Origin of the sequence: Longispora fulva (assembly GCF_015751905.1) — a bacterium.
Taxonomy (GTDB): domain Bacteria; phylum Actinomycetota; class Actinomycetes; order Mycobacteriales; family Micromonosporaceae; genus Longispora; species Longispora fulva.
Window position 1 is genome coordinate 37,044 of sequence record NZ_JADOUF010000001.1, and the last position, 26,266, is coordinate 63,309.

The 26,266-nt window shown below is 70.7% G+C and carries 16 protein-coding genes; 11 read left to right on the forward strand and 5 right to left on the reverse strand.

The annotated features are described in order from the left end of the window. The first annotated feature begins 139 nt into the window (after positions 1–139). Entirely contained in the window at positions 140–2,245 is a 2,106-nt protein-coding gene (locus tag IW245_RS00170; RefSeq protein ID WP_197001152.1) for an NPCBM/NEW2 domain-containing protein, read from the forward strand. A gap of 96 nt (positions 2,246–2,341) precedes the next feature. Here IW245_RS00170 and IW245_RS00175 read toward each other — a convergent pair whose 3' ends face one another. Further along, positions 2,342–3,142, reverse strand: a complete 801-nt coding sequence (locus IW245_RS00175; protein ID WP_197001153.1) for a phytanoyl-CoA dioxygenase family protein — start codon at positions 3,140–3,142, stop codon at positions 2,342–2,344. Positions 3,143–3,223: 81 nt separating this feature from the next. Here IW245_RS00175 and IW245_RS00180 point away from each other — a divergent pair, with 81 nt between their 5' ends. The 4 genes from IW245_RS00180 to IW245_RS00195 all read left to right on the forward strand — a co-directional run bounded on the left by IW245_RS00180 (position 3,224) and on the right by IW245_RS00195 (position 8,438). Then, positions 3,224–4,129, forward strand: a complete 906-nt coding sequence (locus tag IW245_RS00180) for a helix-turn-helix domain-containing protein (RefSeq protein WP_197001154.1) — start codon at positions 3,224–3,226, stop codon at positions 4,127–4,129. A 123-nt stretch (positions 4,130–4,252) separates the two neighbouring features. Beyond that, the gene (locus IW245_RS00185) at positions 4,253–5,710 is read left to right on the forward strand and encodes a GH39 family glycosyl hydrolase (protein ID WP_197001155.1); all 1,458 of its coding nucleotides are present in this window, start codon (positions 4,253–4,255) and stop codon (positions 5,708–5,710) included. A 32-nt stretch (positions 5,711–5,742) separates the two neighbouring features. After that, complete coding sequence (locus IW245_RS00190) at positions 5,743–7,212, forward strand: GH39 family glycosyl hydrolase (RefSeq protein ID WP_197001156.1); 1,470 nt, start codon at positions 5,743–5,745, stop codon at positions 7,210–7,212. 137 nt (positions 7,213–7,349) lie between these two features. Then, on the forward strand, positions 7,350–8,438 hold the full coding sequence (locus IW245_RS00195) for a LacI family DNA-binding transcriptional regulator (RefSeq protein WP_197001157.1): 1,089 nt from the start codon (positions 7,350–7,352) through the stop codon (positions 8,436–8,438). Between the two features lie 61 nt (positions 8,439–8,499). Here IW245_RS00195 and IW245_RS00200 read toward each other — a convergent pair whose 3' ends face one another. The 3 genes from IW245_RS00200 to IW245_RS00210 are packed head-to-tail and all read right to left on the reverse strand — an operon-like array spanning position 8,500 to position 11,956. Continuing rightward, on the reverse strand, positions 8,500–10,128 hold the full coding sequence (locus IW245_RS00200) for an extracellular solute-binding protein (protein WP_197001158.1): 1,629 nt from the start codon (positions 10,126–10,128) through the stop codon (positions 8,500–8,502). 23 nt (positions 10,129–10,151) lie between these two features. Beyond that, positions 10,152–11,042: a carbohydrate ABC transporter permease gene (locus tag IW245_RS00205; protein ID WP_231398602.1), complete on the reverse strand. Its 891-nt coding sequence runs from the start codon at positions 11,040–11,042 to the stop codon at positions 10,152–10,154. After that, on the reverse strand, positions 11,042–11,956 hold the full coding sequence (locus IW245_RS00210; RefSeq protein WP_197001159.1) for an ABC transporter permease: 915 nt from the start codon (positions 11,954–11,956) through the stop codon (positions 11,042–11,044). The genes IW245_RS00205 and IW245_RS00210 overlap by 1 nt, the downstream gene beginning before the upstream one ends. Positions 11,957–12,179: 223 nt before the next feature. Between IW245_RS00210 and IW245_RS00215 the strand changes: the two genes are divergently transcribed. From IW245_RS00215 to IW245_RS00240, 6 genes are all read left to right on the forward strand, one after another. Continuing rightward, positions 12,180–13,184: a hydroxyacid dehydrogenase gene (locus IW245_RS00215; protein WP_197001160.1), complete on the forward strand. Its 1,005-nt coding sequence runs from the start codon at positions 12,180–12,182 to the stop codon at positions 13,182–13,184. Beyond that, positions 13,181–15,343 carry a DUF2264 domain-containing protein gene (locus IW245_RS00220; protein WP_197001161.1) on the forward strand — a complete coding sequence of 721 codons (2,163 nt, stop codon included), beginning with the start codon at positions 13,181–13,183 and terminating at the stop codon, positions 15,341–15,343. The genes IW245_RS00215 and IW245_RS00220 overlap by 4 nt, the downstream gene beginning before the upstream one ends. A 313-nt stretch (positions 15,344–15,656) precedes the next feature. Then, on the forward strand, positions 15,657–16,586 hold the full coding sequence (locus tag IW245_RS00225) for a 5-dehydro-4-deoxyglucarate dehydratase (RefSeq protein ID WP_197001162.1): 930 nt from the start codon (positions 15,657–15,659) through the stop codon (positions 16,584–16,586). Continuing rightward, positions 16,586–17,836, forward strand: a complete 1,251-nt coding sequence (locus IW245_RS00230; RefSeq protein ID WP_197001163.1) for a glucarate dehydratase family protein — start codon at positions 16,586–16,588, stop codon at positions 17,834–17,836. The genes IW245_RS00225 and IW245_RS00230 overlap by 1 nt, the downstream gene beginning before the upstream one ends. A 10-nt stretch (positions 17,837–17,846) precedes the next feature. Further along, positions 17,847–19,094: an aldehyde dehydrogenase family protein gene (locus IW245_RS00235; RefSeq protein ID WP_197001164.1), complete on the forward strand. Its 1,248-nt coding sequence runs from the start codon at positions 17,847–17,849 to the stop codon at positions 19,092–19,094. A 167-nt stretch (positions 19,095–19,261) separates the two neighbouring features. Next, positions 19,262–25,093 carry a beta strand repeat-containing protein gene (locus IW245_RS00240; protein ID WP_197001165.1) on the forward strand — a complete coding sequence of 1,944 codons (5,832 nt, stop codon included), beginning with the start codon at positions 19,262–19,264 and terminating at the stop codon, positions 25,091–25,093. Between the two features lie 72 nt (positions 25,094–25,165). On the opposite strand, the gene IW245_RS00245 is transcribed toward IW245_RS00240, so the two are convergent. Further along, a complete protein-coding gene (locus IW245_RS00245; protein ID WP_197001166.1) occupies positions 25,166–26,095 on the reverse strand; it encodes a sugar kinase in 930 nt (309 codons plus the stop codon). Positions 26,096–26,266: the final 171 nt, after the last annotated feature.

Below are 26,266 nucleotides of genomic sequence, written 5' to 3' on the forward strand. Positions count from 1 at the left end.
ACGAACGCCGCGGATGACGCGAGCGATACCGCCCCGGCAGCGGCATACCCCTTCGGCAACGACGCCGATCGAACCGGGTGCCGATCGAACAAGGACCGGCGGACACCGGCCTTGGCCCCTCACGATGGGATCTGATGAGATGCGATTCAGGAAACTGTCCGTACTGACGCTGTTGGCGGGGTTGGTCGCGGTGCCCTTCGCGCCAGCCGGCCCGGCCGCCGCCGCGGACAACGGGCTCGCGCTGACGCCGCCGATGGGCTTCAATAACTGGAACACGACACGGTGCGGCACCGTCTTCAACGAGACGACGATCAGGGGCATCGCCGACAAGTTCGTGTCCGCGGGGCTGAAGGCCGCCGGCTACCAGTACGTCAACCTCGACGACTGTTGGGCCGTCCCCGATCGCGACGCCCAGGGCAACCTCGTCACGGACTCCAACCGGTTCCCCAGCGGCATCAAGGCGCTCGCCGACTACGTACACAGCAAGGGTCTGAAGTTCGGGATCTACACCAGCGCCGGCACCCGCACCTGCACCGGCACGGGTCCGATCGCCCAGCCCGGATCGGTCGGGCACGAGACCCAGGACGCGAACCTCTTCGCGTCGTGGGGCGTGGACTACCTCAAGTACGACAACTGCGGCGACCACCAGGGCCTCGACGAGAAGACCCGGTTCACGACGATGCGGGACGCGCTCGCGGCGACCGGCAGGCCGATCGTGTTCAGCGTCTGCGAGTGGGGCGACAACGCGCCGTGGGACTGGGCGCCGGCCCTGGGCAACCTCTGGCGCACCACCCACGACATCACCGACAGCTGGTCCAGCATGATCGGCAACGCGCGGCAGAACTCCACCCACGCGAGCATCGCCGGCCCCGGCGGGTGGAACGACCCGGACATGATGCAGATCGGCAACGGCGGCATGACCGACACGGAGTACCGCACCCACTTCAGCCTCTGGGCGGCCATGGCCTCGCCCCTGCTGATCGGGTCGGACATCCGCAACGTGTCCACCGCGACGCTCAACATCCTGACCAACGCCGACGTCATCGCGGTGGACCAGGACTCGCTGGGCAAGCAGGGCGCCGTCATCCGCGACACCAGCAGCGCCTACATCCTCAGCAAGCAGCTGGCCAACGGGGACCGGGCCGTCACGCTGACCAACCTGGGCTCGTCCACGGCGACGATCAGCACCACGGCGACCGAGATAGGCCTCGGCGGCTCGGCCAGCTACTCGCTCAAGGACCTGTGGAGCAAGGCCACCACCACCAGCACCGGCGCGATCAGCGCGAGCGTACCCGCGCACGGCACGGTCATGTACCGGATCACCGGCGGCGCGCTCACCCCGCCGCCCTCGGGAACGTCGCAGCTCAGCACCCTGCCGTGGAGTTCGAGCACGAACGGCTGGGGGCCGGTCGAAAAGGACAAGAGCAACGGCGAGCAGGCGGCCGGCGACGGGCGCACGCTGACCATCAACGGCACCACCTACGCCAAGGGCCTGGGCACCCACGCGGCCAGCGAGGTCGACTACTACCTGGCAGGTAGCTGCTCGACACTGACGGTCGACGTGGGTGTGGACGACGAGTCGACGGCCAGCGGTTCCGTGGTGTTCCAGGTGTACCGCGACACCACCAAGGTCGCCGACAGCGGTAAGGTCACGTACGCGGACGCGGCTAAACACCTGACCGCCAACCTCGCCGGAGGCCAGCAGCTCCGGCTCGTGGTCACCGACGCGGGCGACGGCGTCGGCTCCGACCACGCCGACTGGGCCAGCCCGACGATCACCTGCGGCCCCAGCTCCGGGCCCGGTGCCGGCACCCACCCGCTCAGCGACCTGGCCACGACCAATGCCACCAACGGCTGGGGCCCGGTCGAAAAGGACAAGAGCAACGGCGAGCAGGCGGCCGGCGATGGTAAGACGCTGACCATCCAGGGCGTGACCTACGCCAAGGGCCTCGGCACCCACGCGGCCAGCGACATCACCTACAACCTCGCCGGCACCTGCACCTCCCTCACGGTGGACGTCGGCGTCGACGACGAGGCCGGCAACGGCGGATCCGTCGCCTTCCAGATCTACCGCGACACCACCCTCGCCGCCAGCACCGCCGTCCTCACCGGCACCGCCGCCGCCCAGCACCTCACGGCCGACATGACCGGCGGCCAGCAGTTGCGACTCGTCGTCACCAACGGGGGTGACAACATCAACAACGACCACGCCGACTGGGCAAACCCCGTCCTGACCTGCTCCTGATCCCCTGAGGTCGGAACAGCCCACAGCGTCCGTCGAGCGAGCTCCGGTGAGCTCGCTCGACGGATCACCGGCCACGGGGGACGTCCGGAGTCGGGTTCAGCACCGCGCGTCCTTGCCCTCGGAACCGAAGACATCGAGCCGCTGCTGGACGGGCACGCGGGGCGTGCCGGCCGGTACGTAGTGGAACTGCAACGCCCGTCGTCGCGCCGTCGACGTGTTGTCCGGAGTGCCGTGGTGCAGCAGCCCGTCGAAGAACAGCGCCCCGCCGGCCGGCAGCGGCACCACGGTGTCGCGGTGGGTCTGCACCTCGGTATCGCAGATCTGGAAGTCCCGCCGCTGGAAGTGCACGACGGGCCCCTCCCGGTGGGTGCCCGGCAGTACGTGCATGCACCCGTTGTCGACGCTGGCCTCGTCCAGGGCGATCCAGACCCCGAGGATCGGGGTACCGAACGGCACGTCGAAGAACGCGTGGTCCTGGTGCCACGGCTTCTCCCGACCGCCGCCCGGGGGCTTGAACAGGGCCATGTCCTGGTACAGCTCCGGCTCGGCGCCCAGCAGCGCGCGCACCACCCCGAGCATCCGCGGCGAGCGGGCGGCGGCCTCCAACCGGGGGTCGGCCCCGGTGAATCGCATCAGTTTGCGGACGCCGTCGAGCAGGTCCTCGCCCGGCGTGGCCCACTTCTCGAACTCGATGGTGACGTCGTTCGGGTCGGCGGCGACTCCCAGGAGCGCGTCGAGCACGTCGGCGACGGCGGCCGGGTCCAGCAACTCGCGCACGGCGAGAAAGCCGAGGCGCTGATACCCGGCGACATCGGCGGCGGTGATCGCGTCCGCGTCGTCGCGCAGCGGGGCGAACTGGACGAAGTTGTAGAGGCCGGTGGCGGCGTTGGTCGTCATGGGGAAACCGTAGGGCGCTCTGGACCTGCGCAAACAGGGTCTGAGCAGCATGAGCCGGGGTGTGAGAGGTAGGTTGTCGAGATGCGGGAAAGCGCATACCTAGCGCCTGGCGCCCGGGTCCCGGACACGCCGGACCGGTCGGGCGCCGACGTCGACTACGCCGATCCGGGGGTGTGGGACCGGCTCGGTGCCGCGCTGCGCGGCCCCTGGGCCCCCGTGGTCCGCCCCGGCGGTGGGCAGGTGCTGTGCGAGCCGGCGTGGTCCTGGCGGCAACGGCTGCCCGACTTCGACCTGTGGTGCGTGCTGGGCGGACGCGGGCGCGCGACGGTGTCCGGCGAACGGGTCGATCTGGCCGTGGGCACGGTGCTGCTGCTCCGTCCGCAGGACACGGTCCACGCCGAGCAGGATCCGCAGGACCGGCTGACGGTGTCCTACCAGCATTTCGCCTACGGCAGCGGTGACCCCGCCGCGTTCCCCGACGGGCTGCTGCCGCCCCGGGTGCTCCATCTCGACGACCTCGCGTCGGTCCGCCACCTGCTTCCCGAGGTGCACCAGTGCCTGCGCCAACCGGGCCCCGACACCGCCGTGCGGGGGACCGCGTTGCTGAGCACGCTCCTCCTGAAGCTGCACGCCTGCGCGGCCCGGACCGCCGGTGCGCTGGCCGCGCCGCTGGATCCGCGGGTGGCGACCGTGGTGCGCTGGCTGCGCGAGCATCCCGCCGACCGGCCGGACCTCGCCGATGCCGCCGGGCACGTGGGCCTGTCCCCGGTGGGCTTCTCCCGGCTGTTCAGTGCCAAGACCCGGACGAGTTTTCGTGAGTTCTGTGTCCAGGTGCGGGTGGAGCGGGCCTGTGAACTGCTCCGCGAGGGCAGCTTCACGGTCGACCGGGTGGCCCGGATGCTCGGCTACGCCGACCGGCGGCTGTTCGTCCGGCAGTTCCGTGCCCGGATCGGCACATCGCCCGGGGCCTGGCGCCGGGACGCCTGACACCTCGTCGAAATTTTTTCGAAACCAGTTCCGAAACTATCTAGCGGAGTGTGACGCATCTCGCCTACTCTCGCGTTGACAACTCCACTCGACCCCCTCGCGAGAGGACCCCCCATGCGTGGTTTGAGAAGAAAACTAGCGATCGTTGCGGTCTGCGTCGCCGGATCGCTGGTCGGCCAGACCGCCACCGCCGCCGAGGCGACGACCACGGTGACCGCGAACCTCACGGTCGACGCGTCCGTGAACAACGGCCCGCTGAACAACCACTCGAGGTTCATCAACTCCTCTCGGTCCGGGTTCCTGCAGGCGCCGCTGAGCGCTGGCGAACGCGCGCAACTGCGCGATGACCTCCACGTGAGGACCACCCGGATGTTCTTCGCCCCGAAGGAGGTCTACGACCCCGCGACCAACGCGTACAACCTCAGCGCGTACGACGCGAACCTCGCCGAGGTGTCCACCTACAGCGACCGGCTACTGGTCTCCACCACGTCGCTGTGGGAGAACGGCGAATGGAACACCACGCCCAAGGGCACCCTCGTGTCCCCGGCCGTGTACGGGCAGGTGCTCACCACCGCGCTGCGCGACTACAAGGCGCGGTACCCGAAGATCGAGTACATCGAGTGCTGGAACGAGCCCAACGCTCCCGAGCACGGCAACATCACCATGGCGAAGTACTACGAGTACTACAAGGCCTGCTACGAAGCCGCCAACACCGTCAACGCCGCCCTCAACCCGACCGTGCCGCTCAAGGTCGGCGGGCCCTGCCCGTCCAACTTCAACGCCACGCTGATCCCGCAGTTCCTCGACCTGTACAAGGCCGACGCCAACCCGGCGAAGAGGCTGGACTTCGTGTCCTACCACGAGTACGCCGTGCTGAGCGCGAACCCGAAGATCGCCTACACGGAGAAGTCGACCGTGGTGTCGTGGCTGACCGCCCGGGGGCTCGACCCGGCGACGCCGGTCTTCGTCACCGAGTACGGCCTGTACCCCGGGGGCAGCACCGGCACCGACCTCCAGGACCTCGCCCACGACCAGCTCGTCCAGGCAGCGGGCATGGCGTCGACCAGCAGGTACTTCATGCTCGGCGGCACGGACGCAGCCTTCCACTGGGCGATCCGGCACAAGACGAACGACCGCAAGGACATCCTCGTCGACGGCGCCGAAGGGGTGCTCACCCCGTACGGCCACATGATCGAGATGCAGGCGAAGCTCAAGAGCGACGTGGTCGAGGTGACCCCGATCGGCGGCGCGAGCGTCAACGGCATCGGCCTGCAGGCGCTGGCCACCGCCGACTCCTCCGGCGTGTCCGTCATGTACTGGAACTACCAGGCCGACGCCGGCACCACCGCCTACAAGGCGAACATCACGGTGAAGAATCTGCCGGCGAGCTTCGCGGGCAAGCGGATCAGGCTCGAGCGGTGGCTGGTCGACGCCACCCACAGCAACTACCGCTACGACCCCGCGCAGACCACGCTCACGAAGGTCGAGGACAACACCTACCCCGCCGGCACCCAGATCACCAAAGGGCCGGGGCTGCCGGAGAACTCCATCGGTCTGATGGTCCTCACTCCTGTGCCGTAACCCGCGCGACCTCTCACGACAGGACTACCCAGATGACACAGTCACACAGAAGGCTGGCGGTCACGGTCGCCTGCGTCGCCGGGCTGCTGATCGGTCAGGCCGCCACACCTGCCGGGGCGGCCACCCCCACGGCGACCATCGCCGTCAACGCCTCGGCGGGCCTCGGCACGCTGAACAACGCCTCGCGTTACACCAACGACACCCGCTCCGGATTCCTCCAAGCGCCGCTCAGCACGGGCGAACGTGACCAGGTGAAGAACCAGTTCCACACGAACACGACCCGGCAGTTCCTCGACATGGGAGAGATCTACGACGTCGACACCGGGTCGTACGACCTCTCGCTGTACGACCCCTACCTCACCGAGGCGTCCTCCTTCAGTGACCGGCTGCTGCTGTGCACCACCTCGCTGTGGGCGACCGGCGGGCCCTACACCACGCCCAAGGGCACCCTCGCGACGCCGGCGGTCTACGGGCAGGTGCTGACCACCGCGCTCCGCGACTACAAGCAGCGGTTCCCGAAGATCGAGTACATCGAACCGTGGAACGAGCCGAACCACCCGGACCACGGCGCGATCACCGCGGCACAGCACTACGAGTACTACAAGGTCGCCTACGCGGCGGTGAACACCGTCAACGCCGAGCTGAACCCGGCCGTCCCGCTCAAGGTCGGCGGTCCGGCCACCGCCGGATTCAACGTCGACTTCGTCACCGACTTCCTCGACCTCTACAAGGCCGACACCAACCCGGCGAAGAGAATGGACTTCGTCTCCTACCACGACTACTCGTTGCTGAACAATCCGGCGGGGGCCGCCGGCCAGAAGTCGCGGGTGTCGACGTGGCTGTCCGACAAGGGGCTCAACCCGGCGACCCCGGTCTTCGTCACCGAGTACGGCCTGTACGCGGGTGCGGCCACCGGAACGGTGACCGGCACCCCGGCGGAGGACCTCAGGCACGACCAGCTCGTCCAGGCGGCTGGCATGGCGGCTGCCGGCAGCTACTACATGCTCAGCGGCATGGACGCGCCCTTCCAGTGGTCGCTCCGGCACAAGACCAACGACCGCAAGGACATGTTCGTCGACGGCGTCGACGGTGTCCGCACCCCCTACGGCCACATGGTCGCGATGCAGGCGATGCTCAGGACGGCCCGGGTCTCCTCGACCGTGTCCCCAGCGGCGGACTCCCAGGGTGTCGGGCTCGGAGCCCTCGCCACCAGCGACTCCTCCGGCGTGGCCGTCATGTACTGGAACTACCAGGCCGAGGCCGGCGCGGTGGCGCACAACGCGCAGGTCACCGTGACCAACCTGCCGGCGAGCTTCGCGGGCAAGCGGATCCGGATCCAGCGTTACCTGGTCGACGCCACGCACAGCGACTACCCGAACGACGCCACCCAGACCAGCCTCCAGCTCGTCGAGGACCTCACCGTCTCGGGCACCCAGGTGACGAGGACGCCGGGACTGCAGCCGAACGCGGTCGGGCTGATGGTCCTCACCCCGGTGCCGTAACCGGCACCACCCGAACTCGCGACGCCCGGGACTGGGAGACCCCGGGCGTCGCGCCGTGCTGTGTCAGCCCTTCGTGTGCGATCATGCGCGGTAGGATTTACGAAACCGGTACCATCGAGATTTCGGGACGGAGCGGGATGACCGAGGCGACCAAGCGTTCGACGATCCGGGACGTCGCGGCCGCCGCGGGCGTGTCGGTGGCGAGCGTGTCCCGGGTGTTGTCGGGGAAGTACGCGGTCGGGGCGAGCACCCGCTCCCGGGTGATGAAGGCGGTCAAGGACCTCGACTTCGTCGTCAACGCGCACGCGCGTGCCCTCAACCAGGAGACGCCGGGCACGGTCGCGATCGTGATCCGCTCCGTGACCACCCCGTTCCTCGCGCACGTGGCGCAGGGCGTCGAGCAGCAGGCGGCCCTCGACGGTCAGCTGTGTCTGGTGTGCACGACGCAGGGCGATCCGGACCGCGAGGTCGCGGCGATGAACCTGATGCGCGAACAGCAGGCCCGCGCGGTGATCCTGGTGGGCGGCGTGCTGGTCACCGAGGAGTACACGAGCCGGATGATCCAGCTTGCCCACTCGCTCGACGCGGCCGGCAGCCGCCTCGTCATGTGCGGGCGTCCCGCACCGGCACCGGACCTGCCGGTGACGGTCGTCGACTACGACAACGCTGGCGGGGCGTACGCGATCACGAGCTTCCTGCTGTCCGCCGGGCACCGGTCGATCCTCCAGATCGGCGGTGAGGAGATGAACACCACCGCCACGGTCCGGGTGGCCGGGTTCCGCAAGGCCCTGAAGGACTGGAGCGTCCCCTACGACGCGGGGACGATGCGGGTGGCCGGCCCGATGACCCGTGCTTTCGGGTACGAGACGATGCGCGCCCGCCTCGCCGAGGGCGTCAGGTTCACCGCGGTGTTCGCCGGCAACGACGACGTCGCGGCAGGGGTGCTCCTCGCGTGCCGGCACGCCGGCGTGCGGGTGCCGGAGGAGTTGTCGGTCGTCGGCTACGACGACGAGCCGATCGCCGCGGACCTGGTGCCGGCGCTGACCACGGTGCGGATCCCCACCGACGAGCTGGGACGCGCGGCGGTGCGCCGGGTGCTGCACCCCAATGCCGGGATCGGTGACTCCGGCATCATCGGCACCCACGTGGTGGTCCGCGACTCGGTTTGCCCGCCCCGCACGGAGCCGGAGCTGCGCGCGCGCCGGGGCGGATCCGGCGCGCTGTGAGCACGGGGGGACGGGCCCGCCTCTCCGTCAGGTGGGCCCGCCCGGTCCTCGCGCCGTCGCGCTAGTTGGCGGCCTTGTACGCGGCGGCCAGCTCCTCGGCGATCTTCGTGCCGCCGTCGTTCTTCCACTTCTTCACGACATCGGCCCAGCTGCTCACCGGTTGGCGGTCGGTCAGGATCGCCGTGTACGCGTCGCTGATGTTCTTGTTCAGCTGCGCGATCACGGTCGTCTGGGTGTCGGAGCTGAGCCCGTAGGCCGGGTTGACCTTCGCCTTCGCGATGACGGCCTTCTCGTACTCGTGCAGGCGCTTCGTCGCGTCGGGGTCGCCGGGGATGTAGAGCGCGGTGGGCGCGTCCATCACGTACCGGACGGGGAGGATGTCCGGGTTCTCGGTGTCGCGCAGCGGCGTGAACACCGGGTCGCCGGACGGGCTTCGGGTGAAGTGGGTGCCCTCGACCCCGTAGTGGGTGAGCTCGTACTCCTTGCTGCCGAACGGAGCCGCCAGGAAGTCGACGACCCGCAGCAGCAGCTTGATCCGGTCCTTGGTGGCCTTCTTGAACACCACCCGCCCGACGCTGCCGGAGGACAGGTGGATCCCGGCGGCCGTCCCGGTCGTGTACGGCAGCGCCAGGTCCGGCACCCAGGACTTCTTCACCTTGCCGATGGTGGTCTGGTACGCGGCCAGGCCGTCGTTCATCCCGCCGATGGTCTGGTTGTAGAAGGCGGACTTCATGTCGGTCACACTCAGGGTCAGCATGTCCGGGTGGAAGGAGCCGTCGGTCTTGAGTTTCCTGATGTACTCGAACGCCTTGGGGAACGCGTCGGAGTCGTACATCGGCGTGAAGGAACCGTCGGCGGCGCGCTCCCACGTGTTCGGCGCGCCGAAGCACTGGATGTGCCACGGCAGGCCGAACTCCGCGCCTTTGCTCGACCCGAGGCCCCAGTGTTTGCCGCCTGCGGAGAAGCCCTTCATGGCCTCGCGGAACTGTTCGGAGGTCCAGTTCGTCGGGGCGGCCCCGAACGCGGTGCGGTTGACGAACATCGGTGAGCCGAAGATCGGCCGCTCGATCGGCACTGCCCACAGCCCGCCGTTCACCCGGCCGGCGCCCGACCAGACGTAGGTCGGCAGGTTGGCCAGGTTCGGGTACGCCTTGACCGCGTCGCCGGAGAGGAACTCGGTCAGGTCGGCGCACGTGGCCGCGATGAACTGGTCCACCCGGGGGAGGGGCGGGTTGTTCAGCAGGAACATGATGTCAGGCAGCTCGCCGCCGGCCATCACGGTGGCCATCTTCTTGCTGTAGTCGGCCGAGGAGACGATCGTGAACTTCAGGTTCACCCCGAGCGCGGCGTTGACGGCCTGCCAGAGTTTGTTCTGCTCCAGCGGGGACGGCGGCTGGGAGTAGGTGATCACGAGGGCGTTGACGTCGCTGCCGTCGCCCGGTTTCTCCGCGACGGACTGCTTCAGGGAACTGGGGTAGGACAGGTAACCGCCCTGCACCCCGTCCGCCGTACCCGGCAGGTCGGGCTTCGGTCCCGGGAACGGGATGTACTTCGGGAAGGCCGCGACCTTGCCGCCTGTCGTGCTGGTGGACGGGGTGGCGGATCCGCAACCGGCCAGGGCGGGGAGGGTGAACGCCGCGCCCGCGGCGCCGACGAACCCGAGGAAGGACCGCCGAGAGAAATCAGACATCGAAAGTGCCTTTCAACGGGGGACTACGACTTGACTGCGCCGGTCAGGACGCCCTTGACGAAGTACCGCTGGAGGAACGGGTACACGCACAGGATCGGGACGGTGGCGACGACGACCGCCGCCATCTGGATGGACTGGGGCGCGATGGAGGCACCGGCGTCCGAGGTGTTGTCACCCAGCTGTGCTCCCTGGATGACGTACAACCGGAGTACCGCCTGCAGCGGCCACCGGGAGCTGTCGTTGAGGTAGAGGATCGCGTTGAAGAACGCGTTCCAGTACCCGACGGCGTAGAAGAGTCCGACGACGGCGACGACCGCCTTGGACAGGGGGAGGACGACCCGGGTGAGGATCCTCCACTCGCCGGCGCCGTCGAGCCTGGCCGCCGAGTACAGGTCCTCGGGGATGCCCTGGAAGAAGCCTCGCATGATCACGACGTTGAACGCGTTGACCAGCACGGGCAGTACCAGGGAGCCGTAGGAGTCGAGGAGTCCGAGGTTCTGCACGACCAGGTACGCCGGGATGATGCCCGGCGGCACGAGGAACGTGAAGAGGATGAACAGCATGGCCGGCTTGCCGCCGTACACACCGGGACGGGCGAGGGCGTAGGCGAGCAGGACCGTGGCGGCCAGGCTGATCGCCGTGCCCAGCAGGGTCACCGCGGCGCTGACGATCAGAGCCTTGGTGACGATGCCGTTGGTGAAGACCTGCTGGTACGCCTCGGTCGTCGGGTGCATGGGCCACAGCACGTAGCCGCCGTTGCCGGTGACGTCGTCGTTGCTGGCGAAGCTCGTGGCGAGCACGACCCAGAACGGGACCACGACGATGGCGATCAGGAACACGATCGCGAGGGCCTTGGCGGTCTTCACCGTGGCACTGGGGCGACCCATCCACGTGGGCCGCTTGGTGGTGGCCATCAGCGGTACACCCCCTGTTCTCCGAGTCGGTGGGCCACCCGGTTGGCGGCGTAGATGAGTACGGCCCCGATCAGGCCCTTGACCAGGCCGGCGGCCGCGGCGTAGCCCCAGTTGCCGTTGACGACGCCGCTGTAGTAGACGAAGGTGTCCAGGACCTCGCCGGCCTGCGGGCCGACGGCGTCACGCTGGAGGATGAACTGCTCGAAGCCGACGGAGAGCATCTCGCCCAGCCGGAGGATCAGCAGCAGCACGATCACCGGACGCAGCGAGGGCAGCGTGACGTGCCACAGCCGCCGCCACCAGCCCGCGCCGTCCATCGCCGAGGCTTCGAGGAGTTGCTCGTCCACCTGGTGCAGCGCGGCCAGGTAGATGATCGTGCCCCAGCCGAACTCCTTCCAGACGACCTGCGCGACGACCAGGGGCTTGAACAGGTCCGGGTTCCCGATCACCTCGACCGGGTCGAGGCCCGCGTCGCCGAGCAGCCCGTTGAGCAGCCCGGTGCCGCCGAGCATCTGTTGGAACAGGGTCACGACGATGACCCAGGAGATGAAGTGCGGCAGGTAGACGACGCTCTGCACCCAGCGCTTGACCGTGGTGTTGGTGAGGCTGTGCACGAGCAGGGCGACGATCAACGGAACGGGGAAGAAGAACAGGATCTGCAGGGTCGAGATGCTCACGGTGTTGGCGGCGGAGTTCCAGAAGGCGGCGTCGCCGACCATCTTCGCGAAGTTGCCGATCCCGATCCATGCGCTGTCCCACACCCCGATGAACGGGACGTAGTCCTCGAACGCGATGACGTTGCCAGCGAGCGCCCCGTAGTGGAACACCAGGAAGTACGCCAGCCCCGGCACCATCAAGAGGACCAGCAGCGCGTCCCGCCGCAGCCGTGATCTCCTCACATCGCCTCGATTCATCGGTGTTAATTATGAATACTCAACCGGTTCCATCGTCCCCCGAAATTCACGGGAGGTGGATCCGCCGTGCCGCTGGTTTCCGGGTCGGCCGCTTGGGTGACACCACCTTGCCAGCTGCGTTTCGACAGCTTAGGACTTGTCACCATCCACCGCTAGAGGTAGCGTCAACTTTTTCGAAACCGGTTCCACGCGTGCCGGAAACCTACCCTGCAGAGGAGTTCCTGTGGCCCACCGCGCAACCGTGGCCGTCGCGCTGTACTCCCACCTACCGGACGCGCTGTTCTCCGCGGACGCTCTGGCGCGCCTCGACAGGTGCGCGGACGTGCGATGGCAGCCGGTGATCACGGACTGGTCGGCCCGGGGCGTGGACGAGGTCCTGGCCGACGCCACCGTGCTGCTCACCGGCTGGGGCTGTCCGAGGATCGACCTCGCGGTGCTCGACCGCGCGCCGGCGCTGACCGCGATCGTGCACGCGGCAGGTACGGTCAAGAACGTCGTCGACCCGCGGGTCTGGGGCCGGCGAGTGCTGGTCAGCTCGGCGGCAGAGGCCAACGCCGACCCGGTCGCCGAGTTCACGGTGGCGACCGTCATTCTCGCCGCCAAACGAACATTCCGACACGCCGACGCCTACCGCCTGGGCAACCTTCCCCCGCACGCGGCCCGCGACGACAGTGGCACCAACGGTTCCGTGGTCGGCGTGGTCGGCGCCTCCCGGATCGGCCGTAAGGTGCTGCGCGGACTCCGCGCGCTCGACGTCCGGCTCCTGGTGACCGACCCCTTCCTCGACCCGGTCGGGGCCGCCGAGCTGGGCGCGGAACTCGTGGACCTGGACGAGCTGTGCGCCCGCGCCGACATCGTCACCCTGCACGCGCCATCGCTGCCGTCGACCCGGCACCTGCTCGACGATTCGCGGCTCGCGCTGCTCCGTGACGGGGCGATCGTGATCAACACGGCCCGTGGAGCGCTGATCGACACGGCCGCCCTCACCCGGCACTGCGCGGCCGGCCGGATCGACGCGGTCCTCGACGTCACCGACCCCGAACCCCTGCCGGCTGGGCACCCGCTGTTCGGGATGCCCAACGTGCTGCTGACCCCGCACCTCGCCGGGGCGAGGGGCAACGAACTGCGCCGACTCGGCGGGTACGCTGTGTCCGAGATCGACAGATTAGTCCGTGGTGAGCGGCTCCTCGGCCTGGTCTCCGCCCACGACCTGGAGCGGATCGCGTGAGCCTGCAACTACCTCCCGAGGACCGGGCGCGCTCCCCGCACACCGGCTGGACGCGGGCGCACTGGGCGGCGGTGGCCGACCACTGGCTGCTGGCCGTCCGGCCCTTCGCCCGGCCCGTCCCGGACGGGGGCACCGCCCCGCAGGACGCCGGCCCGCCCGGGTCGGGAGCCGGCGCGGGCACTGAACTGGGCGGGCACGGCGCAAGGCCCGAGACGGACGCCGGTCTGCCCGAGTCGGCACCAGGGTCGGACACCCGCCTCCTCCAGCCGAGCGGCGGGTGGACGGGTCTCCCCCCGGGTACCGGGCTGATCGACCTGCCCGGTCGGGCCAGCGTCGCCGGCCGGTTCTCCGACGGCCTGGAGGGCTTCGCCCGCAGCTTCGTGCTCGCCGCGTGCCGGATCGCGACGGGCGACGACCCGCACGACCACGCCGGGTTCTACGCCCGCCTCTTCGCGGGAGTCGATACCTGGCCGCGAGGGATCGGCCTCGGCGACCAGCGGCCCCCGGGACATCCCGGCCGGCAACCCCTCGTCGAGGCGGCGATCGTCGCCTACGGCCTGCACCTGTGCCGCCGGCAGGTCTGGAATCGACTCTCCGCCGACGTCCAGCACAAGGTGGCGCGCTGGCTGACCCACCACGCGGTTCTGACCCCGTCGCGGAGCAACTGGTACCTTTTCCCGGCCGCGATCGAGGCGTTCCTGACATCCGTCGGCCGGCCCACCCGAGACCCGCGGATCGCCGCCGGTGTCGCGACGCTCGAGCGCTGGTACGTCGGCGACGGCTGGTACACCGACGGCGACGGCCGCAACTTCGACCACTACAACTCCTTCGTGATCCACCCGCTCCTCGGCATGTGGTACGAGCTGTGCGGCACCGAGGCGGACCGCACCCGGTGGCGGGAGCGCCTGGGCACGTTCACGGCGGGCTACGCCGCCACGTTCGGCGCGGACGGGTCACCGATGTTCCAGGGCCGTTCGCTGACGTACCGGACGGCGGTGCTCGCCGCGCTGTGGGTGGCCGAACGCGAGGGCGTCAGCGCCCTGCCGTCGGGCGCGACCCGTGCGCTGGCCAGCGGCACGCTGCGGCAGTTCGCGCACCTGTCGACCCCGCTGCCGCTGGGCTGGCACGGCGCGGACCGCGCGATCGTCCAGCCCTACAGTGGGCCCGGTTCGGCGTACTACGCCGGCTTCGGCTTCCTCGGCCTGACCCTGCCGCCCGGTCACCCGGTCTGGACGGCCGTGGAGCGGCCGCGTCCCGAGCGGACCGTGACGTTGCCGTTCGGCTGGCTGGTGCACTCCGGACAGGGCGTGGCCCGGCTGGCCAACCACGGCTCGGACCACGTCCGGTTGCGGATCCCCGGTGGCTCGCCCCAATTTCCGGTACCGCCGGCCCCGGGCACCGATGCCGACGACCCGCTGTACGCCAAATTCGCCTACTCCTCCCACACGGCGCCGGGCACCGGCCCAGCCTGGGCGGAGGCCATCGACAACCACATCGCGCTGGTCGACGCGGACGGTCGTGCCTCCCGGCGCGGTCCGATCCGTGGTCATCTCGTCCGGGACGGGCTCGTCGCCTCCTGGCACATTCCGCGGCGCGACGGCCGCCCGGCCGTCACCGGGGCCAGGATCGTGACAGCGGTTGTGGCGGACGGGCCGGTGGAGGTGCGATTGCACCTGGTGGACGCGCCGCCCGGGCTGATCCGGGAGGGCGGACACGCGCTGGCCGGCGCCAGCATGCCGAGGCTGGACATCGTCGACGCCCAGCCGCCCGACGAGGGGCGGCCCGCCGGCTGGGCGCGTCTGCCCAGCGGCGTGCACAGCGGAGCCCCGGGCACGTTCGGCCAGGCCGTCGCTGCGGGGTCGAGGGGCCAGGGGGCGGGTGGACTGAGCGCCGGAGTGGTCGGGGTCTGCGGCTGGAGGTGGGCGTCGTTCGCCCGGTACGAGGGCGGGAACCCGCTCGGCCGGCACTCGGCGGTCACGTTCCTCGCCGCCCACCACCCCGGCGGTCGTGCCGTCTACGGGGCCCTGCATCTCCTCGGGTTCGGCGACGACCTGCGGGACGTGGCCGATGAGGTGTCGGTGGAGGTCGAGGGCTCCGCGGTGACCGTGCGGTGGCCCGACGGCCGCAAGGACCGTGTCGACCTCGCCGCACTGTTCTGACGCGAGAGCCCCACGCGGGACGATGCCCGGGAAGGGTACCCGGGCATCGTGGGTCTTCGGGGGCTACGGGACGGGCGTGAGCGGCCCGATCGGGGTCCGCGCCAGCGGCGGCGTGCGGGACACGTGTGCCGCCGTCGCCGTGCAGCCCAGCGGCGCAGGGGGCGCCGAGCGCCAGCCTCGTGAGGGCGTTGACCTCGGCGGAGTGTGCGTCCCCGGTCATCTGTGTCACAGCAGTTGAGAAACTAGTTCCGTAAATTTTGAAACATTGTTAGCCTCCGGGAAAGCCCTTTCCTCCGAGCGAAGGTGACCCGCCGTGCAAGGTCTGTTGTCCTTTCCGCTGACCCCGTTCACCGCGCGCGACCACGGCGGCACCGTGCACGAGGCGGCATTCGTCGAGCACCTCGAGCGGCAGATCGCCGCCGGCCCGTCGGCGATATTCGTCGGCTGCGGCACGGGGGAGTACTCCTCACTGACGCCGGCCGAACAGGAACGCGTCATCCACGTGGCGGTCCGGGTCGCGGCCGGCCGGCTGCCGGTATACGCGGGTGCTGGCGGCGGCGCGGGCTCGGCACGGGCCGCCGTCCGGGCCGCCGCCGACGCCGGGGCCGACGGGGTGCTCCTCCTACCGCCCTACCTGGTCAGCGGCGGTAGCGACGGTCTCCTCGACCACGTCCGCTTCGCGGTCCGGGACAGCCCGATCCCCGCCATCGTGTACCAGCGGGCCACCGCCCTCTTCACCCCGCGCACCGCCGTGGAACTCCTGGAGATCAAGGAGATCCGGGGACTCAAGGACGGGGTCGGTGATGTGGACCTGATGCAGCGGATCGTCAGCGCCATCCGGTCCAGCGAGCACCCGAGGGCGCAGGGATTCGGGTTCTTCAACGGACTGCCGACCGCCGAGCTCTCCCAGCCGGCGTACCGCGCCATCGGCGTGCCCGCCTACTCCTCGGCGGTGCACTGTTTCGCGCCGGAGATCACTCATGCCTTCGCCCGCGCCCTGGACTCCGGGGACGTCGCGACCATCCAGCTGTTGACCACCGCGTTCTTCTCCCCGCTGGCCGCCCTCCGCGACAGCCACCCCGGGTACGCCGTCTCGATCGTCAAGGCCGGGGCCCGGCTCGCCGGCCTCGACGCCGGCCCGGTCCGCCCGCCGCTGGTGGACCTCAGCGAAGGCCACCTCGAACAACTCCGCCGGATCCTGGCCGACGGCCGCCGGGCGCTCGCACAGATCAGGGCCCACTGATGGCCACCATCCGGCAGGTCACGATCACCCCGGTGGCGTTCCGCGACCCGGCACTGCTCAACCGCGTCGGCGTGCACGAACCGTTCGCTCTGCGCAGCGTCATCGAGGTCGACTGCGGCGACGGCGTCATCGGCCTCGGCGAGTCCTACGGCGACGACGCCTTCCTCGGCCTGCTCCGCGCCGTCGCCCCCACCCTGGTCGGGCTCGATGTGTTCGACCTGGAGATCGTCGCGCGCCGGGTCACGGCCGCCGTCGGCCCCGGAACCGTCACGGACAACCACGGCCTGACGGGTACGTCCTCAGCCGCCAAGACCCTGCGCTCGGTGTTCTCCGCCTTCGAGGTCGCCTGCCTCGACGCCGTCGGCCAGCTCACCGGCCGGCCGGTCGTGGACCTGCTCGGCGGCCGGGTGCGCGAACACGTGCCGTTCTCCGCGTACCTGTTCTACAAGTGGGCCGGACACCCCGCCGCCGCCCCGGACGAGTGGGGCGCGGCCCTCGACGCCGACGCCATCGTGCGCCAGGCCCACCGGATGATCTCCCGCTACGGCTTCGGCTCCATCAAGCTCAAGGGCGGGGTGCTGCCGCCCGACGAGGAGTTCGAGGCGATCCAGGCACTGGCGGGCGCGTTCCCGCACCATCCGCTGCGCTGGGACCCCAACGCCGCGTGGACGGTGCCCACCGCGATCAGGATCGCGGACAAGGCCGCCGGGATCCTGGAGTACCTGGAGGACCCGACCGCCGGGATCGCCGGCATGGCACAGGTCGCCCGGGAGGCGCCGATGCCGCTGGCCACCAACATGTGCGTCGTGGGCTTCGAGGACATTCCCGAGGCCGTGGACGCCCGCGCGATCGGGGTGCTGCTGTCCGACCACCACTTCTGGGGCGGCCTGCGCCAGACCCAGTACGTGGCGGCGGTCGCCGACACCTTCGACATCGGGTTGTCGATGCACTCCAACAGCCATCTCGGGATCAGCCTGGCAGCGATGGTGCACGTCGCGGCGTCGACCCCGCGCCTGACGTACGCGTGTGACACGCACTGGCCGTGGAAGACCGAGGACGTCGTCGCCGAGCCGCTGGAGATCGTGGGCGGGGCGGTGGCCGTGCCGCGCACCCCGGGGCTCGGCGTGCGCCTGGACCGCGACGCGCTCGCCCGGCTGCACCAGCAGTACCTGACCTGCGGTGTCCGTCGCCGCGACGACACCGGCTACATGCGACGGATCCGGCCCGACTACCGACCCGGCTCGTGGTGAGGAGTACCCGATGATCGATGCGGCTCTTGAGTTCTTCCGCACCCCCTGGCCCGCCGCCGACCGCCGGGCCGCCCTGCACGCCTGCGCCGACGCGCTCGCCGCGTCCGGTGACGAGATCGTCGACGTCGTCGGCGACGAGACCGGCCTCCTGCCCGGCCGGCTGCGCGCCGAACTCGACCGGACCACCGGCCAACTGCGCACCCTCGGAGACGAGGCCCTGGCCCCGTGGCGCCGCGCGTCACCCGGCATCGTCACCGTGCCCGTCCCGGTCGGCCCGGTGGCCGTGTTCGCCGCGTCGAACTTCCCGCTCGCGTTCGGTGTCGCCGGCGGCGACACCGCCTCGGCCCTGGCCGCCGGCTGCCCGGTGATCGTCAAGGCGCACTCCGCCCAGCCCCGCACGTCGCGGCTGCTCGCCACGATCCTGGAACCGGTGCTGCCGAAGGGCGCGTTCGCGGTCTTCTCCGGCGGCCGCGCCGAGGCCCTGGACCTGGTACGCAACCCCGGAATCAGGGCGGTCGGCTTCACCGGCTCACTGACCGGAGGCCGCGCGCTGATGGACGCGGCGGCCGCCAGACCCGACCCCATTGCGGTGTACGCGGAGATGGGCTCCCTCAACCCCGTCTTCGTCCTGCCGGGCACCCCGCTGGAGGCCGCCGCGCTGCTCGCGCAGTCCGTGACCGGCTCCTCCGGCCAGTTGTGCACCAAGCCGGGCCTGGTCGTGACGCCGTCGAGGGACTTCGCCAACGCACTGGCCGACGCCGTGTCGACCGCCGACACCCACCGGATGCTCACCGCAGGCATGGCCGGCGACCACGCCGTCTGGCTCGCCTCGGCCCGGCGCCAGGGCCACGTCGTGGCCGGCGCCGGCGACCCGGTGCCGTTCGCGCTCATCGTCCCCGCCGCCTGCCTGGACGACGAGCTGCTGGCCGAGCACTTCGGACCGTCGGTGGTGATCGCGGTGGGCGACCTGGCCGAGGTGGTCCCGCAGCTGGAGGGTTCGCTGACCGCGACGGTGTTCGCCGGACCGGACGACGAGGCGGCCGGCGCCGCGCTCGTTCCGGCGCTGATGGCGCGGGCCGGCAGGGTGATCTGGAACCAGGTCCCCACCGGGGTCGTGGTGTGCGCGGCCCAGCACCACGGCGGGCCGTGGCCGGCGAGCTCGGCCCCGTGGTCCACGTCGGTCGGCACCGCCTCCATCGAACGCTTCCGCCGACCCGTCGCACTCCAGGGACTGCCGACGGCGCTCCTGCCGTCGTGACCGTCCGAACGCCGGTCGCATGCTCCGGCTGGCCTCACTACCAGATCTACCTAAAAGTCCACAAGTACGCCGCGCCTGAATGTTAGATTCGCAATACTTTCGGCAGATCTGCCCCGCGCGGCTTCCTCTCGTCCGTGTGGAAGCCGTGGACATGGGGGAGTTCGACGATGGTCCGGAACCTCGCGACACGTCACAATGCCAGGCGGAAGACGGGCGGGGCGGCGACAGGATCGCTGATCGGGCGGTGCCTGGCGGTGCTCGGCATGGTCGCGGCGTTCGCGGGCGTGCCGTTGGCGATGGCACCGGACCCGGCACTCGCGGCGGACGTGGTCGCGGGCTTCAACAGCGTCACGCTCGTGGCCAATCCGAGCAACTGGACGATCACCGGGCTCACGAACACCATCAACGGCAGCGTCGCCGGTGGGGACTTCGCCCGGATCTTCACCGGTCCGGTCAACAACGCGACCGGCGTGGTCATCGACTACAAGTACACCGTGCCCCGGAACGCGGTGACGAAGCTGCAACTGCACAACAACGGCGGCAGCAACCTCTCCGACGCGGACGGCATGGGCTCAGCCCTCTACGAGGTCTTCGATCCGGCGAACAACCTGCTGGCCAGCGGCACCCTCAACGCCGGCAACGGCGCGGGGGTGTTCGTGACCGCCTTCTCCGCGCCTCTCGACAACGTGGCGACGGTCCGGCTGTCCACGATCACGAATCTCCTGCCGGGGGCCGGAGCGGCGCCGGACATCATCTGGCGGGAGTTCCAGGCCGTCCAGCACGGCATCGACATCGTCAAGTCGTCCAACCCCACCGACGGCGCGCGGGTGCGGCCCGGGGACGTCGTCACCTACACCGTGACGTTCGCGAACACCGACACGATCGCCCACCCCAACATCGACGCCGCCGACGACCTGTCCGGGGTCCTCGACGACGCCACCCTCACCGGCAGCCCGGTGGTCTCCCCGGCGGGTGCCGGCACCGCCTCGGTCACCGGCTCGACCCTGAACGTCCACGCGGACTCGATCGGACCCGGCCAGACCGTCACCGTCACCTACCAGGTGACGGTGAAACCGACGGCACAGCTGACCGACAAGGTCCTCGGAAACGTGGTCACCTCGCCGGACTCACTGAACTGCCCCCAGCCGGCGGGTGCGGACCCGAACTGCTCCACCGTGCACGCGGTGGAGGCCGTGGTGATGGACAAGACCCTCCAGGGCCCCGCAGTGAACAACGGCGACGGCACCCAGACCGTGGTGTACGACATCACGGTGTCCAACCTCGGGGGCGCGACCAGCGTCTACAACCTGACCGACACCCTCACGTTCGGCGCCGGTACCACGGTGACCGCCGCCTCGGTCGTCAACACCACCCCGGGCGGCATCACCACCAACCCGGCGTGGAACGGCAGCACCCAGACGGCGGTCGTGACCGGGCAGAGCATCGCCGTGGGGGTGGTCCACGTCTACCGGGTGACCGTCACGGCCACCGTGGCTCCCACCATCACGGCCCAACAGGCGGACTGCGCGCTCGACGCCGGCGAGACCGGCACCGGATTCCGCAACACCTCGGCGCTGACGGTGGGCTCCGTCACGACCACCGACGACGCCTGCACGCCCGTCACCGTCCCGGTGTCCTCGCTGTCGGTGGTGAAGTCCGCCACCCCCGCCGACCAGGCGTCGTTCGTCGTGGGCCAGGTGGTCACGTACTCCTTCGTGGTCACCAACACCGGCAACCAGACGCTCACGAACGTGACGGTCGACGAGACCGGTTTCAGCGGTTCGCCCAGCCCCACGGTCAGCTGCCCGGCCGGGGTGGCGTCGATGGCGGCGGGTGCCCAGGTGACGTGCACCGCCACGTACACGGTGACGCAGGCCGACGTCGACAACGGTGCCGTCACCAACACGGCCACGGCGTCGGGAACCCCGCCGAGCGGGTCGGCGGTGACCTCGACGCCGTCCTCGTTCACGGTGCCCGTCCCGGCACCGGCGCCGGCGCTCGTCGTGGCCAAGTCGGTGTCCCCGACCTCGGTACCCGGTGCCGGAGAGACGGTGACCTACTCCTTCACCGTCACGAACACCGGCAACGTCACGCTGACGAATGTGACCGTCACCGAGACCGTCTTCGCGGGAACGGGCACCGCCCCGGTGCCGAGCTGTCCGCCAGCGGCCGCGTCCATGCTGCCGGGCGCGCAGGTGGTGTGCACGGCCACGTACCAGGTGACTCAGGCGGACGTCGACAGCGGGTCGGTGCAGAACTCCGCGACCGCGTCGGGCACGCCCCCGACGGGTCCGGCCGTGACGTCCCCGCCCGGCGGCGCGACGCTGACCGTGCCGTCGACGCCGTCCCTGGCGGTGGAGAAGTCGGCGAGCCCGAACTCGGTGACGGCGGTCGGACAGCTGGTGACCTACTCCTTCGCGGTCACCAACACCGGCAACGTGACGTTGACCGGCGTGATCATCAACGAGGTCACCTTCGGTGGCACGGGTCCCGCCCCGGTCGTGACCTGCCCGCCGGGACCGCTGGCCCCCGGTGCGCAGCAGGTCTGCTCTGGCACGTACACCACGACGCAGGCCGATGTCGACGCCGGTTCGATCTCCAACACGGCCACGGCGTCGGGGACCCCGCCGAGCGGCCCGGCCGTGACGTCGGACCCGTCCACACTGGTGCTGCCGGTCACGAGGACGCCGTCGATCGACCTGGCGAAGTCGGTGTCCCCGGCCGGGCTGAGCGCGGCCGGCCAGGTGGTGACGTACTCGTTCACGGTCACCAACACCGGCAACGTCACCCTGCACGACGTGGGCGTCAGCGAGACGGGGTTCACGGGCACCGGTACCCCTCCGGTCGTCACCTGCCCGGCCGGCGCGGCGTCGGTGGCACCGGGCGCGCAGGTGGTGTGCACCGCGACCTACCAGGGCACCCAGGCGGACATCGACTCCGGCGCCACCATCGTCAACACGGCGACGGCGTCGGGCACGCCCCAGGGTGGTCCGACGGTGACGTCGGCGCCGGCGGGGGTGGCCCTGCCGGTGACGGCGCGGTCGGCCCCGGCCCTGTCGGTGGTGAAATCCGCGACCCCGCTGGATCCGGCGTCGTTCGTCGTCGGCGCGGTGCTCAGCTACTCCTTCGTGGTCACCAACACCGGCAACGTGACGATGGCCAACGTGACCGTCACCGAGACGGCCTTCAGCGGCACCGGGCCGGCCCCGGTCCCGGCGTGCCCGGCGGGAGCGGCCTCGATGGCGCCGGGTGATCAGGTGATGTGCACGGCGACCTACACGGTCGTCCAGGCCGACGTCGACGCCGGTTCGATCACCAACACGGCCACGGCGTCCGGCACACCACCGACCGGGCCCGCGGTGACCTCGCCGCCGTCGTCGCTGACGGTCCCGGCCCCGGCGAAACCCGCGATCACGATGGCGAAGTCGGTGGACCCGACCGGGGTGGTCGGCGCCGGCCGGGCCGTCACGTACTCGTTCCTGGTCACCAACACCGGCAACGTCACCCTGACGAATGTGGCGATCGACGAGAGCGCCTTCACGGGTACCGGTCCCGATCCGGTCGTGACGTGTCCCCCTGGTCCGCTGCCGCCCGGCGCGCGGGTGACGTGCACCGGCACGTACACGACGACTCAGGCGGACGTCGACGCGGGCTCGGTGGACAACACCGCCTCGGCGTCGGCGGTGCCGCCGTCAGGGTCCCCGGTGCTGTCGCAGCCGTCGAGCTCGACGCTGACGGTGACCGCGCCGCCGGCCCCGTCGTTGTCGGTGCTGAAGTCCGCGTCGCCGCTGGCCCCCTCGTCGTTCGTCCTGGGCCAGGTGCTGACCTACTCCTTCGTGGTCACGAACACCGGCAACGTCACGCTCACCAACGTCGTCGTCGCCGACACGGCGTTCAGCGGCACCGGCCCGGCCCCGGTGGTGTCGTGCCCGCCCGCGGCGGCCACGATGGCGGCGGGCGCCCAGGTGACGTGCACGGCGACGTACACCGTCACGCAGGCGGACGTGGACGCCGGGTCGATCACCAACACGGCCACGGCGACGGGTACGCCCCCGACCGGACCACCCGTGACCTCCACTCCCTCGAACCTGACCGTACCGGCGCTGTCGTCGCCCTCGCTGTCGGTGGTGAAGTCGGTGAGCCCGGACGGGGTGACCGGTGCCGGTCAGGTGGTGACCTACTCGTTCCATGTCACCAACACCGGCAACGTCACACTCACGAACGTGGTGGTCAACGAGCTCTCCTTCACCGGTACGGGGCCGGCGCCGGTCGTGACGTGTCCGCCCGGAGCTCTGCTGCCCGGTCAGCAGGTGACCTGCTCCGGCACGTACACGACGACACAGGGTGATGTCGACGCCGGGACCGTGACCAACACGGCCACCGGGTCAGGGACCCCGCCGTCGGGTCCGCCGGTCACCTCCCAGCCGTCCACCTCGACCCTGACGGTGACCCCGACGCCGGCCCCGTCGCTGTCGGTGGTGAAGTCCGCGTCGCCGCTGGCTCCGGCGTCGTTCATCGTCGGCGGTGTGATCACCTATTCGTTCGTGGTCACCAACACCGGCAACGTGCCGCTGATCAACGTGGGCGTCGCCGAGACCGGCTTCAGCGGGTCCGGGACCGCCCCGGTCGTCACCTGTCCGTCGGCGGCGTCGTCGGTGGCGCCGGGCATCCAGGTGACGTGCACGGCGGCGTACGCGATCACTCAGGCCGACGTGAACGCCGGCTCGCTGACCAACACCGCCACCGCGACCGGGACACCACCGACCGGTCCGGCGGTGACGTCGCCGCCGTCCTCGCTGACGGTCCCGGCCCCGGCGAATCCCGCACTCACCATGGTGAAGTCGGTGACCCCGGCGTCGGTGACCGCGGCCGGCCGGATGGTGACCTACGCGTTCCGGATCACCAACACCGGCAACGTCACGCTCACGAACGTCGTGGTCAACGAGACCATCTTCACGGGTACCGGGACCCCGCCCGTCGTGACCTGTCCGGCGGCCGTCGCCTCGATGCTGCCCGGCGCGGTGGTGGTCTGCAACGCCACGTACACCACGACCCAGGCGGACGTCGACGCCGGCACGGTCCAGAACGCGGCCACCGCGTCGGGCACCCCGCCGACCGGGCCGGCGATCCTGTCGGCACCGTCGAGCGTCGGGTTGCCGATCACCAGGGCACCGGCCGTGACGCTGGTGAAGACCGCGACGCCGAACCCGGTCACCGCGGCCGGGCAGACGGTGACGTACTCGTTCACGGTCACCAACACCGGCAACGTCACCCTCACCAACCCGATCGTCCACGAGACGGCGTTCACCGGCACAGGAACGGCCCCGGTCGCGACCTGTCCTCCGGGGACGGTCGCCCCGGGCGCGCAGGTCGTGTGCACCGCCACCTACACGACCACCCAGGCCGACATCGACGCCGGCACCGTCGGCAACACGGCGACCGCGTCCGCCACACCGCCGGGCGGTGGCACACCGGTGACCTCAGCACCGTCGACGCTGGCCCTCACCGTCGACGTCGCGAGCAAGCTCGGCCTGGCCAAGACCGCCCACGCGGTCGACGTCAACGGCGACGGCCGGATCGGCGCCGGCGACCGCGTCGAGTGGACGCTGCGGATCACCAACCAGGGCGGCACGACGCTGGCCGACATCCAGGTGGCCGACCCGACCGCCGGCCCGGTCACGTGCCCCGCCGGCAGCCTCGCCCCGGGGGCCAGCACGACCTGTACCGTCGCGGCGCACGTCGTCACCGCGGCGGACGCGGACGCGGGCACGGTCACCAACGCCGCGACGGCGACGGCGACCGACCCGCACGGTCGGACGGTCCACTCGGATCCGGCACGCTCCAGCGTGGGGGTCGGCAGGGGCGTCGTCCCCGCCCCGGTGCTGCTCGCCGTCACCGGCATCCAGCGGATCCAGCAGCTGACCGGCCTCGCCGGGACGATGGTGCTCCTCGGCACCATGCTGCTCCTGGCCACGCGGCGGCGCGGAGGGACAACCTGACCGCCCGACCGTGGGGGTTCGGCTCCCGAGCTCGGGGCGCACGACGCGGCAGCCGACGGCCGGTGGCCCCGTTCAGCGCAGCGGGATTCCGTTCGCATGGTCGAGCAGCGGCAGTTCCGCGCGGGTGGGCAGTCCCTGCCAGGCGCCGACCGTCGCGGTGGCGAAGGCGGCGACGGTGACCGCCCGTTGCAGCCGGTCGGCGACCCCGAGGCCGTCGAGGAGCCCGGACAGGTAGCCGGCCACGAACGCGTCCCGGGCGCCGAAGGCGTCCACCGCCCGCACCGCCCGACCCGGCTGGTGGCGGCACTCCGAACGGGTGTGCGCTGTCGCACCGCCCGCGTCGTGCCGGACGACGACCTGGTCGACGTGCTTGAGGAGCTCGGCGGGGTGCGGATCGTCGGTGACGATGGCCAGTTCCTCGTCGGAGACCACGAGCACGTCGACGGACCGGAGCAGTGGACGCAGACACGCGGCGGCCTCGGCCTGCGACCACAGCGCTGACCGGTGGCTGACATCGAGGCAGACGGCCGCCCCCGTCGCCCTGGCCAGCGCGATCGCGTCGCGGACGGCGCTGCGGGGCCCGGGGCCCAGCGCGCAGGTGACGCCGGTGATGTGCAGGATCCGGATCGGTCCGTCGGCGAAGCCGTTGAGCACGTCGTCGGTGTTCAGCGTGGAACCGGCGGAACCGGCACGGTGGTAGGAGACCCGGGTGACCCCGGCGATGCGGGTCTCGACGAAGAACAGCCCGGTCGGGGCGGACCCGTCGATCCGGCCACCGGACATGTCGACCCCCTCAGCGCGCAGGGTGCGACGGACGAGTTCGCCGAGTTCGTCGGAGCCGGTGACGCCGATCCAGCGGACGTCGTGGCCGAGCCGGGCGAGGCCCACGGCGACAGTCGCCTCCGCGCCGGCGACGGACAGCGTCATCGTGCCACCGAGACGCAGCGGCCCGTCGGCGCGCACCGAGGTCATGGCCTCGCCGAAGGTCAGGACTTCGGTCACCTCGCACTCACCACCATCGGCGTCGGCCCGGCGGCGGTGAGTGACGCCCTCGCGTCCAACAGGTTCAACGGAACTCCTCGCAGGACAGAGCCGTGGACCACGGCTGGGAGTGCTGGCCTGAACTGACTGCTGGCATGGGGGCGGGAGCCGGCCCGGGACGGCCGGCCCCCG